The organism is Chryseobacterium sp. KLBC 52, assembly GCF_003347605.1.
Classification (GTDB): domain Bacteria; phylum Bacteroidota; class Bacteroidia; order Flavobacteriales; family Weeksellaceae; genus Chryseobacterium.
On record NZ_QDFZ01000029.1, the window covers coordinates 1 to 14,745 of the forward strand.

At 37.9% G+C, this 14,745-nt stretch carries 10 protein-coding genes and 1 pseudogene; all 11 read right to left on the reverse strand.

Translation table 11 applies throughout. The annotated features are described in order from the left end of the window. The coding region (locus DDF69_RS22575; protein WP_162800873.1) for an IS3 family transposase at window positions 1-178 on the reverse strand (178 nt) is incomplete at its 3' end. Window positions 179-219: 41 nt separating this feature from the next. Beyond that, window positions 220-567 carry a helix-turn-helix domain-containing protein gene (locus DDF69_RS21445; protein ID WP_228411923.1) on the reverse strand — a complete coding sequence of 116 codons (348 nt, stop codon included), beginning with the start codon at window positions 565-567 and terminating at the stop codon, window positions 220-222. Window positions 568-582: 15 nt separating this feature from the next. Continuing rightward, a pseudogene (locus DDF69_RS22580) lies at window positions 583-747 on the reverse strand (transposase); the annotation flags it as partial. An 81-nt stretch (window positions 748-828) separates the two neighbouring features. Further along, the gene (locus tag DDF69_RS21450) at window positions 829-1,668 is read right to left on the reverse strand and encodes an SH3 domain-containing protein (RefSeq protein ID WP_114822588.1); all 840 of its coding nucleotides are present in this window, start codon (window positions 1,666-1,668) and stop codon (window positions 829-831) included. Window positions 1,669-1,690: 22 nt separating this feature from the next. Continuing rightward, window positions 1,691-2,518: a 50S ribosomal protein L11 methyltransferase gene (prmA, locus tag DDF69_RS21455; RefSeq protein ID WP_114822573.1), complete on the reverse strand. Its 828-nt coding sequence runs from the start codon at window positions 2,516-2,518 to the stop codon at window positions 1,691-1,693. Between the two features lie 615 nt (window positions 2,519-3,133). Then, window positions 3,134-3,847, reverse strand: a complete 714-nt coding sequence (locus DDF69_RS21460; RefSeq protein ID WP_062676455.1) for a 3-ketoacyl-ACP reductase — start codon at window positions 3,845-3,847, stop codon at window positions 3,134-3,136. A gap of 333 nt (window positions 3,848-4,180) precedes the next feature. Beyond that, a complete protein-coding gene (locus tag DDF69_RS21465; RefSeq protein WP_114822574.1) occupies window positions 4,181-5,743 on the reverse strand; it encodes a calcineurin-like phosphoesterase C-terminal domain-containing protein in 1,563 nt (520 codons plus the stop codon). A gap of 71 nt (window positions 5,744-5,814) precedes the next feature. After that, entirely contained in the window at window positions 5,815-7,263 is a 1,449-nt protein-coding gene (locus DDF69_RS21470) for a SusD/RagB family nutrient-binding outer membrane lipoprotein (protein ID WP_114822575.1), read from the reverse strand. A gap of 11 nt (window positions 7,264-7,274) precedes the next feature. Continuing rightward, the gene (locus DDF69_RS21475; protein ID WP_114822576.1) at window positions 7,275-10,238 is read right to left on the reverse strand and encodes a SusC/RagA family TonB-linked outer membrane protein; all 2,964 of its coding nucleotides are present in this window, start codon (window positions 10,236-10,238) and stop codon (window positions 7,275-7,277) included. A 490-nt stretch (window positions 10,239-10,728) separates the two neighbouring features. Beyond that, a complete protein-coding gene (locus tag DDF69_RS21480; protein WP_114822577.1) occupies window positions 10,729-11,475 on the reverse strand; it encodes a glycerophosphodiester phosphodiesterase family protein in 747 nt (248 codons plus the stop codon). Window positions 11,476-11,647: 172 nt separating this feature from the next. Further along, window positions 11,648-14,734, reverse strand: coding sequence for a TonB-dependent receptor (locus DDF69_RS21485; RefSeq protein ID WP_114822578.1), 3,087 nt, complete (start codon window positions 14,732-14,734; stop codon window positions 11,648-11,650). Window positions 14,735-14,745 lie beyond the last annotated feature (11 nt).

Sequence of the window (14,745 nt, forward strand, 5' to 3'; positions counted from 1 at the left end):
TTAATACCGTTTTATGATTAATTACAATTTCTTGTTGTTTCATAATCAGAGTAATACGACGGTATCCAAACCGACCTTTATGTCTATGATAAATTTGTTTTATCAAAGTTTTTATTTCTCCATATTTATCCTTTTTGTCAAGAGCTTTCTGATGGTAATAAAAACTGCTTCTGGCCATGCCTGTACAATCCAACAGGAGTGACAGATCATATTTTCGCCTTAATCCTTCGATGGCCTCTGCTTGTTCTTTTTGAGAGTTAAGGCGTCTAACTTTTTTAGAAAATCAATTTCAGCTCGAAGCCTTTCGTTTTCCAATAAAAGTTCTTCTTCTCTGGTCAATGGCTTATCAGACTTTCTTTTTTTACGTTTGTAATCACTCATAATGCCGGGTCTTCCTTTGGGGTTGTTCTTTAACCCTAAAATACCACTTTTTTCGTAATTCCTTTGCCAATTCAACACGGTAGACTGAGCTGCAATATTAAATCGGATACATGCTTCCCTTTGTGAGATATGTTCTGTTTCGATGGTTTTTAGAACTTTAACCTTGAAATTCAGGGAATAGCTCATGTTTTTTCGCGGGTATAGTCCCGAGATTCCGTACTTGCTATAAAAACCAATCCACTTGCGCAGATTGCTTTCATTAAATCCTTTCTCTGTTGCTATAGATTTAATTGAACGATGAGAATTTTTGTGAAGATTAATACATTCTAATTTAAAAGCAACGCTAAATTTTTCTTTTCTATACATAAAAAAATGCCCCTAAAAAGTGTCTAACTTTTTGGGGGCAGTCCAAAATTTGAGGGATTTTTAATTTCCAGCGTACTGATTTTATTTCAGTTTGTATGTATTTCCATTCCAAACATAAGTTCTGGAGGAATGCTTTTTCTTCTCTCTGTTTTTTTCATCCACTTCCATATCTTCTACCTTTAAGATGAATGCATCCGGAATTCCCCCTTTATCATTAGGAAAAATATATTCTTCACTGTGATAAAAAGCACCGGCATCCCCTACGTTTGTCAATTGCGGAAGGGCAATCAACTTTTTATCTTTAAAAAGAACATACTGATCATAACTTGCTATTCCACAAGCTTCTCCGGAAACCATTGCTTTTAAGGTGAATTCAACATTTTGCAGTTTGTGATTACTTTCTATATTGAATGCTGCTGAACTCAACTCCTCTCCTCTTCCGGTATCAAAATACACCTCATCAAGAAGTGTATTTCCTTCCAATACTTTTATTCCGGCAATATTCTGCTTTTCAATCTCATTGATTTCTTTATTCTTCCGGTCGATTGTTTTGGAAAGTCCAAAGAGGAAATCATACCCGTTCTTATTGCGGTAGCCTACACAAAGATTGCCACCCCAGATATATCCTTCCAATATATTCTCTCCTTTCTGATAAGATATTTTATACCAATAAGCATTTCTTTCTCCCAGTTTCAGGACTGCATTATCTTTTTGAAGAATCATTACCTGCTGGTTTACCTGCAATGAATCTACAATCTGAGCATTCACTCCGGCATCTGATCGCACGCGGGTCCAATTTGTAAAGATCTTCTGTGCTTTATTTTCTTCAAAGCTAAAGATACCATCTGCATATACTTCATTTTCCTGTGCTGTAAAAAACTGCAGCATCAGTAAAAATAAAGCTGTCCATAAAGTTTTCATATTTGTATTTTGTTTTGGTGTGTTATTTTTCAAGCAGAAGGCTTACCCACTCTTCACGCTGTAATTTCTTTTTAAGTTCCAGACCGCTTTCTTTGCATACTTCCAGAATATCATCTACATCAAAGAAGCATAGTCCTGAAAGCAATAATTTTCCTCCTTCATTCAATACTGAAACGTAAGTCGGAATATCTGAAATCAGGATATTTCTGTTGATATTAGCTAAAATGATATCATAATTCTCTTTGCCCAGGTTTTCAGCAGTTCCCTGTTCGATATCCAGTTCTACATTATTTCTTACTGCATTTTCTTTTGAATTTTCTACTGACCACTCATCAATATCGATTGCTTTTGTATCTCCAGCTCCCTGCTGTTTGGCATAAATGGCTAATACGGAAGTTCCGCATCCCATATCCAATACTTTTTTACCATTGAAATCAATATCCATCATTTGCTGGATCATCAAGTGGGTTGTTGGGTGATGTCCCGTTCCGAAAGACATTTTAGGCTGAATGATAATTTCATGCATTTCTGGTACAGATTCATGGAATTCTGCTCTGATCAATACTTTATCATCGATATTGATCGGAGAGAAATTCTTTTCCCATTCTTCATTCCAGTTGATGTTTGGCATTTCTTCGAACGAATATTCGATTTTTACGTTTTCGTTTTCAAAGATTGGAAGGGCTTTCAGCTGATCTTCGTGAAACAAATCTGTCTGGATATATCCCAAGATTCCGTTAATTTCTTCTGTAAAGCTGTCAAAACCTATTTCTATAAGTTCTGCCATTAATATCTCGTTCCAAGGTTGCAATGGAGAAATCTTGAAATTGAATTCTAAATAATTTTGCATGTGACTAATTTGCTGCAAAAATACTAATGTTATCACGGTTAAAAAAATGATGAAAGGATTTTTGGCCGAAACCGGGGATTTTTTTGTTTTTTTGAAATATAACCCCGAAAGTCAAATAATTTGTAGTTTGTCATTCTGAATGAAATGTAGTGAAGAATCTCATGTTTAAACTACTAATAAGATTCTTCCTTCGTCAGAATGACATTTTGGGATAGCTTATATTGTAGGAATATTATTCTTTTATCCCACGGATTGCACGGATCGCACAGATTATTGGCCATCATATATTCAATAGGGACGGGCTATAATCCTGAGCATAGACGAAGGAAGCCCCGTCTTCAAAATTAATACAATACCATTGGCTTTAGCCAAAGCTTATAATAAAAGACCTGGAAATAAAATTCTCTATTATTTTTTCTATCCTAAAGGCTATGTAGATTTCTTTTGAAATGCGAAAGATTGTAAGTTTTGGCTAAAGCCCAAATTGAAGCATAAAAATAAAGCGGGCTAAAGCCCGCTCCTATTGAATTTTATGATCCAAGGAAAAAATAAGAGTCTTTTGCTTTAAACTTTAAACCCCGAACATTAAACCTTGAACTTTAAATTTTAACTCTCTTATGGATTCGTAGAGAAGATAGACCCGTTTGCAATTAATGCTCTTCTGTTCATTTTCAGGATATCTCTTACCCATTCTGCAAAGTCTTCCGGCTGTAATACTTTATCAGGATTTCCGTCTGTAAGGCCTCCCTGGATGCTCATATCAGAAGCAATGGTACTTGGAGTCAGTGTGATCACACGGATATTTTGTTTTCTCCATTCTGCCATCATAGATTGAGATAGAGATACTACGGCTGCTTTTGACGCTGCGTATGCAGACATATTCGGGCCTCCTTTCAGACCAGCAGTAGAGGCTACGTTCACGATATCACCTTCTCCTTTAGCTTTCATAAATGGGTAAGCTGCCTTAGCTGCATAGTACACACCGAAAAGATTGGTTTTAATCACCTGTTCCCATGTTTCAGAAGGCATTTCTTCGATAGACCCAAAGTCTCCGATTCCTGCGTTGTTGATCAGGATATCAATACCTCCCAATTGCTCTGCTAAAGATTCTATTCCAGCTTTTACCTGAATCTCATTGTCTACAGAAAATACTGCGTAGGCTGAATGTACTCCTAATTTTTTGATTTCTTCAACCGTCATTTTAAGGTTCTCTTCGTTTCTTCCTGTAATGGCAACATTTACTCCTTCATTGGCTAAAGCTAATGCTACGGCTTTCCCTAGTCCTCTTCCACCACCTGTTACAATGGCATTTTTTCCGTTTATATTCATAGTAATGATACTTTTCTTAATACAAAGTTACGAAAGAACATTTTTATGAGGCGGTGAAAACACAGATTTAACTTATATTTTATACAACCACAAAAGTCACAAAAGATGATTACTAGTGAGAATATTTAAAAGTTACAATCATCCTGTATAAAAGTTAATATAAGATGAAAACTTAGATTTTTACAAAACTTAAGTGTGCTTCGTATATCCAAAGTATAGCTTAAAAACTTTTGTGACTTTTATGGTTTATCTAAACCTCGATAAAAATTAAAACCGGCTCATAAGAACCGGTTTCAAAATCTAAAAAAAGGTATAGTAAAAAAAATAAAAAGCTTAAGGAATCTGGATGGCGTTCTGAACTTCAAATTCTTCTGAAGCTGAGAATTCATTTCCATACATGTCTACAGCTTTCACCTCAACTTTGTGTTTTCCTAATGCTAATTTCTTAGGAAAATCTGCTTCCCAGATATGTTTTGACATTTCAGGATTAGAAGGTCTTCTTCCCGGAAGAATTTTCTCTGTAGAATCCCATTTGAAAACAGAAAGAGCAAAATTCGGGTCGATGGTTTCGTCATATTCCATTTCTTCCCATTTTCCACCGTCTATTCTGTATTCTACTTTGTCTTTTTTGCTTCCCATGAAGAAATTGGCGAGCACTTTTGCTGAGGTTCTTGACGAAGAAATCACTTTCGGAACATATAATTTGATCTGATAGTCTTCCGGTTTTCCGGCAGTTCTGTATTTCACTTTATACTGATTGTCTGTAAAGCTGATAAAAGAATATCCTTTTGCCGTTCCGTCTCTCATGGTTGAGGTAGGAAGTCCGGCATCATCGGGTGTTCCTGAATACCAGTCGCCGCAGGTAGTTCCAACATTATATTCGTGTAATTCTTTGATTCCGTTCCAGCCTGCTTTTTTGCCGTAGAAAATCTGCTGCTGGATATGGGTATGTGCTGATAAAAGCAATACATTCCGGAAAGGATTCAAGAAATCAAATAACTTCTGACGGTCGGCATTTCTAAAATTGTCTTCGTTGTTATGTTCCAACGGAATATGGAAAGAAATGACGATCAGTTTGTTCTTATCAACCAGTTTCAGATCGTTTTCGATGAACTGAAGCTGGTCTTCACGGAAACCACCCCAGTATCCTTTGCCATCCCTCGGATCTGGATAAAGAATATCATCCAGAATGATAAAGTGCACATTTCCATAATTGAAAGAATAGTTAGCCGGACCGAAATTGGATTCAAATGTTTCATCGGAAAGTTTATCTTCTTTTGCATCATAATTCATGTCATGATTTCCCATTACATTATACCATGGCAGTCCTACTTCTTTCATTACATCTGCATACGGCTTCTGAAGGCTGAGATTATCTCCCACCAAATCTCCCAGACTGATTCCCAGCACAGCATTTTTCTTGGTATTCTTCACCTCATTTACAATTCCTCTTTTGAAGTAATCCAGTTCTTTTTCTGTGTAAGGCTGCGGATCTCCGAAAACCAGAATATCAAAATTCCTGTCTTCATTTTGCTTATAAAGCGGGAAGTTCAGTTCTTTGGGAAGGTCTCCTGTGGGAGCAACTCCTTTGTATTTAAAATCTGCCGGAGAACCTTTTGGTTTATGATGATAATAAAACTGTGGTAAGTTATTAGCATTTAAAGCCGTTTGATATCCTGAAGGTTTGATGACAAAAATCGTCTGATCTTCCTGAACCGGCAGGCTGTATCTTCCGTTTTTATCGGTAAGAGCTACCTGAATACCATTGGAAACAGCTACACCTTCTATTCCTTTTTCACGATTTTCTCTCTTTTGGTTTTTGTTACTGTCTTCGTATACGTATCCGGCAACAGAAGCCTGTGAGAAAGCCATTGCTGAAAGCAGCATACAAGGCATTATAAATTTTATATTGATACTCATAATTTTTTAAATCTTTAAATTATTTTTAAATCTTTCAATTGAAATTACTATTTATTCCACCACATTTTCACATTGATATTGTCTCCACCCATGGATTGTACAGCTGCATTATAATTGTCTGTATTCATCACTTTTGTCGCAGTAGGATACATAAATCTTACAGGCATCTGTCCGCCGTTCTGAAGTCCGCCATTATTAGGAAGTACCGGAAGCTTCGTGCGTCTGAATTCATACCATTGCTGATGGTCTACAAAAAACAGCGAAATATATTTCTGAAGCATAAGCTTTTGCAAAGAACCATCATAGGCTACGTTTGGATTACTGAAGTAATTGGCAGGAACTGTTGCTCCCCACTGTTCAATAATAGATTTCACCCCGGTTTCGTAATAGGTCTGCTGATTTCCTGCAATAATTCCTTTGTTAACCAATTCAGCCAGGATAAACTGTACTTCAGAATAGGTCATGATTAAAATCTTTAAAGGTGCTTTCGCCAGGTTCTGGTTAAGGTTAGAAGGCTGATAATTGAAAGATGTTCCCAGAGCATATCCTGATGGAGCTCCTTTATAACCAAGATCTTCTCCTGATGTTGCTTTAGCTTTAGTAAAAAATAGGCTCAGTCTTGGATCATTATTATCTTTCATAGCATTAACAAAGAATTCACCTGCTGCCCTGTACGCTGTAAAATCCTGCGGACGGGCTATTGGCGGCAAGTAGGGAGATATTCCGGAAAGTGGCAGCACTGCACTGTCTGTGTTATTCTGGAAAATTGGGTATTGAGCCGGATTATTGATAATTTCCTGAATACGTTCATGTACATTTACTTCTCCGTTTCGGCTTAGAATTCTGGTCAGTAATCTTAATGAAAGAGAGTTACAGAATTTTTTCCATCCTAAAATACCAGTCTGACTGTTGGTATTGGCATTATAAAACAAATCTGTTTCCGTTAAAGCCTGAGTGGTATTGAATAACGAGTTAGCTGTTTTCAGATCGTTTAGCAGCTGGATGTAGACATCTTTCTGCTTATCGTATTTTGGTCTTAAAATATTTTCTTCAACTCTTAATGCTTCGGATAAAGGTATATCACCAAATGCATCCGTAAGATTGGAGGCAATCCATGCGTTCAGGACCATTGAAATAGCCAGGTAATTGTTATTCTGTTCTTTTGTTGCATATTTTCTAAGATCGCTTACCTGCTTAAGCCACCTGTAAGAAGTATTCCAGTATCCGTTACCACTTTTTTCATCCATATAATATCTGCTGTAGGAATTTCCTTCATTGGGAAAGTCTAAAGCGATCTGCATGATATCAAAGGTGAAATCATCTGCCCTGTTATAGCCATAACTTCCCATTTCATACTGGACGGGAGCGAGAAGGCTGCCAACGGAAGGGTCTTTAACTTTACTGGTATCTGTATTTATTTCCTCAAAGGTTCTGTCGCACGACTGAAGCATAAAAACAGAAGCCGCCAGTGTCAGATGTATGATTATTTTTTTCATTTTTAAAGATTTTAGAATTTAAGATTTAACTGGAAACCGACTGTTCTTGCTGTTGGAAGCTGTCCCATCTCCACGCCCGGGGTAATAGTTGCATTATCCAGGGTAGCTACTTCAGGATCAAACATCGGAAACTTCGTCCACATCCACAGATTTTTTCCGAAAATGGCAATAGTAAGGTCATCCAGACCTATAGATTTGATGGTTTCTTTCGGGAAAGAATAGGCAATTCTCGCGTCTCTCAGTTTAATAAAGTCTGTACTGAAGCTGTTGGTTTCTACATTCGCTCTTCGGTAGTAATCTCCGTAATAAGAGGATACCAGTACTCCTTTTGTGTTGGTACTGAAAGATCCATCAGGATTCTGAACGACTCCATCTCCTACAATCATTCCGCCAGGGTTGTCTCTTCCCGGAAGGGTCGATTTCAGCTTACCTTGTTCAGACATTTTGTGATGGGACTGTGAATATGCAATACCTCCATACTGCCCATCAAAGGAGAAACTGATTGTAAAGTTTTTAATCTTGAAATCATTCTGAAGACCGGCTCTCCATTTCGGGAATGCATTTCCTACTTTTTCAATATCTGCAGGTCTGGCGGGAAGTCCGTTATCTCCATAAATTACTTTTCCGTCAGGGGTTCTTAATAATTTAAATCCATACATATCTCCCAGCGAACCTCCTACTTCCATTTTATAGAAGACCACATCTCCTACATTGGAAACAATGCCATCAAAGCCTTCAGGAAGGGTCATTACCCTGTTTTCGTTAGTAGACCAGTTCCCACCTACTTTCCAGGAGAAATCTTTACCTTTTACAGCTAAGATATCGGCTGAAAGTTCAAGACCTCTGTTTCGGATTTTTCCAGCATTAATGATTCTTTTGGAATATCCTGCTTCTGTGGGCAACGAGACAGGGATAATCTGGTTTTCACTTAAATTCTGGTAAGCGGTAAGATTAAGGTTCAATCGGTTCCTGAAAAGGCTGAAATCCATACCGGCTTCTATATTGGTATTTTTCTCAGGTTTAAGGGTAGGATTATTAAAAGTGGTAGGCCCTGTTACACTTCCTGTAATGTTGCTGGCTGTATAATAATTATCCAAAAGATAAGGATCACTGTCTATCCCGACTTTCGCCCATGAAGCTCTCAGTTTCCATAAATTCAGATTATTACTTTTCAGATTAAATAGATCCGAAAGAATGAAACTGGTACTCACTGATGGATAAAAGAAGGACCTGTTCTGTTTTGGAAGTGTAGAACTCCAGTCATTTCTTCCTGTAAAGTCTACAAATATTTTATTGTCATATCCTAGCGTCAATAATCCATACACACTATCTACATGTTTATCTCTTGGAGCAGGATACTTAACCGGAATAGAAAGGGCATTGGTAAGACTGTATTCGCCTGCGGTTTTCAATCCGATGGCCTGATAATCGTTCTGCAGATATTCATTATAACGGATACTTCCTCCTGCTGAAGCTGAGATACTGAATTTATTCCAATCTGCTTTATAAGAAAATAAAAGGTCGTTATTATATTCCTGGTTCTTGATAAACTGTTCTCTGTAGAAACCTTTCAGATAATTGGCAGTGCTCCACGGTCTTTTGGTGGTTCTCTTTTCGTTCAGAATTTCAATTCCTGACCTCAGCATTAAACTGAAATTTTTATTAAACTGATAATCTGCTGTGATATTTCCTGTAATGGTCTTCTTTCTTACCCCATTCAGCATTTCGTAAGCAATCATGTAAGGGTTATCAATATAAGAACTGAACGGATGGATTTGATCAACCTGCTCCTGTCCGGGTTTCCAGATGGGTTTATACCATTCCAGATCTACATTGGGATTCTGGAAAATCATGAAATAAGAGATCGACTGGTTGTTATATCCCGTCGCAGGAAGATTGTCACTGGTAGTAGTGTTATAAGCAAATTTTGTAGAAATTTTTAATTTTTGGGTAAGCTGATGCGCAAAAGATAAAGCAAAATTGAATCGGTCAAAGCCTGTATTCGGCATCATCCACTCATTATTAAGGTAAGTAAGTGAAGATCTGAAACTTGTTTTCTCATTGGAACTTTCTACGGAAATGCTGTTGGAATAGGTAGAACCTGTTCTCCAGAAGCCTTTGATATTATTTTCATAAGCTCTCCATAATTGTCTTTCCGTACTTTGCCCTATCACATTCGGATCGTATTGGAAATAATATTGTCCGGCAAATTTAGGACCGAAGGCACTACTTGTCCCTCCCGTACTTGGTCCATCCGGGGAAAGTCCATAAGAGTAGTAAAAATTTCCTGCTGTATTGGTGGCCAGTGTTCCCTGCCCATATTCATATTGCCAGTCCGGCCACTTCAAGACGGAATCAAAACTTGAGGAAGAATTGAAAGTAACTCTTAGTTTTCCGTTTTTTGTTTTTCCTGACTTTGTGGTGATCATTAAAGCTCCGTTGGCAGCGCGTGATCCGTATAATGCAGCTGCAGAAGCTCCCTTTAAAACGGTTACGGATTCAATATCATCAGGATTGATGCTGTTTAATCCGTTTCCAAGGTCAATAGGAACATCACCTCCGGAACCTGCTCCATAAGCTGCTGTACCGGAACCAGTGGTAGAATTGCCCAATGGTACTCCATCTACGACGATCAGAGCATAGTTATGATCCATCATGATGGATTTTTCCCCTCTCAAAGTAATTCTGGAAGTTCCCAACGGTCCTGCTCCGGCGGTCTGGATTTTAAGGCCTGCCACTTTGCCTTCCATAGATTGCGCCCAATTATTATTCTGGGTTTCTTCAAATGTTTTGGCATCTACTTTCTCGGCAACATATCCTAAAGCTCTGTCGTGCCTCTTGATTCCCAAAGCAGTTACAACTACTTCATCAATTCCTTTAATGGTGTCCTTTTTAGCTTTCTGCTGAGCTGCCAGATGGACGCTGACTAATCCTAACAGCGACAAAACCAACAGTTTTTGTGTCTCTTTACGCATTTCCTTTTTGTTTGCGCAAAATTAGAACGACATTACAAGGATGGCCTTAACATGACTTTAACGTTTCTTAAAAATTTATTAAACCATATGTTAAGCCAGTCTTAATAACATTAGTTAAACAGCTAATCAACAAACACTTAAGCAATTAAGTATTTTTAATACGGTTTCCAAGCTGTATTTATGTATCTTTATTGTCTTGCATTGAGATAATACCACACGAAACAAGTAAACCACTGAATTACAAAACATTAAAATCAAAATCCAATCACCTGTTTCTTCATTCATTATCAAAAAGAAGTTCTCAGCTCCTAAAAAAAGCAGCCTGCTTCCTTATAAGGAGCAGACTGTATAAATTTTTGGTTATTTGTTGAGATGATTAAAATATTTCGTTTGACCACCCCATCAAAAATTCTTTGAATTTTCGCCACCCCTCCGGAGGAGGGGAATATTTGTCTTTCAGTTGTAATATTTCTGAAAGGTTTTGAGTTGTTTATTTGTTTTTCAACTGATCAGGGATGTTAGTGGTTACAAACCCGATTCCCTGCTTTTTCAGTTCATCGTATACGGCAACATCATTTACTGTCCAGGCATTAGTGATTAGCCCTAATGCTTTTGCATCCGCAATCCAGGTAGGGTTTTTCTGGAAAACACTGTAGTGGTAATCCATTCCGTCTAATCCTTCTTGTTTGATCTGCTCCGGAGACAGCTCACCGTTCAGATATTGTACTTTAAAGGCAGGAGCCAGTTTTTTGATCTCTTTACAAATGTTAAGACTAAAAGAAATAAACTCACTTTGAGATTCCAGCTTCATATCTTTAATCATTTTGATCGTTTTCTCAGTAATCTCATTTTCAATTTCCGGAGTTTTGGCTGGTTTGATTTCAACGATCAATTTCAGAGATTTATCTTTTTTTCCCTGCTTTAAATAGTCTTTCAGAGTAGGAAATTTTTCTCCGTTGGATAATTTCAATGCTTCCAGTTCTTTGAAGGTAGCTTCTGAAATTTCCATTTTACCGTGATGCTCATCGTGGTTGATTACCAATACACCATCTTTCGTCATTCTCACATCAAATTCAGACCCATATATTTTTAATTTCTGAGCATTCTCCAGTGATTGAAGTGAATTTTCCGTGGTAGGAGGCTGAGCCTGGAAATATCCTCTATGGGCAATGATCTGGGTTTGTGCTTTCATCATAACTGTACTTAAAACTGCTAACCCTAAGATAAAATTTTTCATAATATAATTTAAATTATTAAAAATAAAGTCGTAAAACTTCCTGATAAAGGTAGTTATTAAAAAATGAAAACCACAAAGACATAAAAGATTTTCTGGCTAAAACTAAGGTTTCGAGTCCCATTAATCTGCCGTTTCAATTTCTTTTATGTCTTCTGTGGTTTAAAAAAAGATATTAGAAGGAGTATTTCGCTCCAATCTGAATCTGATATGGATTTCCTGATAGTGGAACCAGACCACCTCCACTTACGTTTTTGGTGTATTCGTACTGCATCGTATCTTTATTGAACTTCGTCACTTTATACAGAGACGTGTTTCCGTACGATTTGTTTACACCCCATTCCTTGTTAAGAAGGTTGGCTACGTTGAAGATATCTACAGAAAGTTCGAAAGCTCCTACCTTATCAAATTTTATTTTCTTAGCGACACGTACATCCCACACGCCATAGAAACCATTCTTCCCTCCGTTACGTTCAGCAATTTTACCATTGTATTCGTTGATATAATCTTTCAGGGCCTGTCCCACCTGTGGATCATCCAGAATAGCTTTGGTAAGGTTCGGGAAGATAAAAGCAAGGTCATTGGAATCTACGAAATCACCATTGATATTTCCTCCTGTAGTCGCTGAGAAACGCGTTCCTCCAATACCTGAATATCTGATCCCTAAGGTAAATCCGGCAATTGTAGGCGAGTTCCCATAAATAACCACTTTATTACGGAACTGGTTGTCGGAATACGTCATTCTTAAATCTCTCGGATCACTCTGAATCATGGTAGACAATGTTGCAGAGTTCGCTACGTTTCCGTTGTATGAAGTATTGTCTTTGATATCAGACCATGTGTAACTTGCTGTGATTTCCCCATCTTTCCAGTAACGGTAACTTGTATCCAATACGAATGAGAACTGGTTTACTTTACCATCACTTACCAATTCCAGTACTCTTCCGAAATTATTATTGATTCTTCCCTGTTTCCAATCGAAACTTACACTGTTATTGGCATTATTGGTAATAGCACCTGTAGGGATAAATACTCCTCTTCCGCCTTCATTAGCTAAAGTAAAGAAAGGATTTGCCACCATGTTTCTGTCGTAGTAATAGTAATTGTTTCTACCCAGAGCCATATATCCGGCAATTCCTGCTCTGAATCTTTCATTGAAGAAGTGGGTATAAGAAATATTGGCTTTATAAACGATCGGGATTTTCGCATCTTTACCAGTATAGTTAATTGTTGGAATCTGATACTGGGAAAGAGACGGAACAGAATTATAGTCATTCCTGTAACTGTTAAAATCAGGAGTAAGACCAATCGCCGTAGGATTTACATCCACTGTAGCAAGGTGTCTACCATCAAATACCAGGTTGTTGATGATCATATAATTGTTGATATCGGAAGAGAAAATTCCGGCACCGAACTTAAGGAAGTCTTTATTTCCTTCATTGATATTCCAGTCAAACTGGAATCTTGGCTGAATGACAAATGATTTGATCTGATTATCTGTTCTGATTCCCATTTCATCAAACAGTTTCTGGTTGAATTCTGCTTTCGGATAACCACCGTAGTCTAATCTTAAACCGGCCATCAAATCAAGTCCTTTTGCCACTTTAGTCTGAAACTGTCCATAGATACCAATGTTCCAAATGTTCGATCTTACAGACGGATCTGCCATCAAAGGAACTTCTCTGTAGAATCTGTATGGAGTAAGATTATCAAAATTGGTAAGCCCCTGAAAATGGAATCTTCCGTTCACCTCACTTCCGTATACCGATTTTGCTGTTGTATACATTAAATCAGCACCAAAAGTATATTTTACCTTATCGGTATTGTAGTATAGGTTGTCAACTATCTGGAACACATTATTTCTAAAGCTTTCCTGTGCAAAGCGATGTCCTCCGATCTGAATATTGGTAGATCCGGCACTTGAAGCTACTCCTTCCACAATAGCTCTCGGTACAGGTTTTCCTAATTGATTATTCTGATAACTATCCTGGAAAGTGTAAAGATATTGTGCCTTCAATTCATTGGTCAGATTAGGCTGAAGGTTTGATCTTAAAGTCAATAATAAACTGTTGTCAAGGTTTTTGTCATTCCCGTAAGATTCAAAGAAGTTGATATTGGTATTATCACCCAATCCGTTTTTATTAAGGTCGTAGGTAAAGTTATTTCTAAGCGTCAATAAGTTTTTTTCGTTGATCTGCCAGTCAAGACGTAAGAATGCGGCATCGGAGTTTCTCACTTTATCAAAAGTTCCGAATTGCGGGCTGCTTCCTACTCCATATTTAGCTCTTGCAATATCCAGAAACTGATTAAGCGTCTGCGTGGTTGTATTGAATCTTTTTTCGTCATCCGGAGACTTGATATCAGCAATGACCAATGGTCTTGAATCCAGCTGGTGATCCCATGCCACGAAGAAATGCAATTTATTTTTAATGATCGGTCCACCCAATGAAAACCCGAACTGGGAAGTAGAGAAATCATTATCTCTTTTATTTCCTCTGATGTCATAAGGGCTGGAAAGCCAGTTGGTTCTTAAATATTCCCAGGCACTTCCGGAAAATTTATTCGTTCCTGATTTGGTAACGGCACTCACTGTTCCTCCTCCGCTTCTTCCCAAAGTAACATCATATTGGTTGGTGGTGATTTTAAATTCACGTACCGCTTCAATGGAGATGGAGAAAGGAGCACCGCTGCGGCTGGTAGTAGATCCTGCAGAAGTAGGATTTTTGGCAGTCATCCCGTCAATGGTAAAGTTGGTAGAAGATCCAAGCTGCCCGGAAAGGTTTCCTCCTTTTCCGCTTAACGGAGATAGTTCCGTAAGATTGGTAAAGTTTCGTCCATTCACCGGAAGCATGCTGATGTTTTTTGCTGAAATGGCTGTGGCAGCTCCAAGGTTTCCGATCTTGTTTTTAAGATTTCCGGTAATTTTTACTTCCTCAATGGTCTTTTCGTTTCCCAGATCCATATTTACAGTCACCTGATCTCCGAAGTTGACATTATAGCCTTCTTTTTTATCTTCATTTACAATGACTGTGTAAGGTCCTCCCAAAGGAATTTCTTTAAAAATATATTCCCCTTTTGAGTTGGTTTCCGTTTCCGTTCTGAATCCTGTGGACTCATTCACGATCGTCACTTTCACTTTTTCCTGAGCCGTACTTCCCGGTCCGGTAACTTTCCCTACAATAGAAGCCTGCGTGGTCTGTGCATAAGCCATTGTCCCAAGCCCTAAAAACAATAATCCCAGTACAATCTTTACTTTTTTCATTTCTTCCGAAG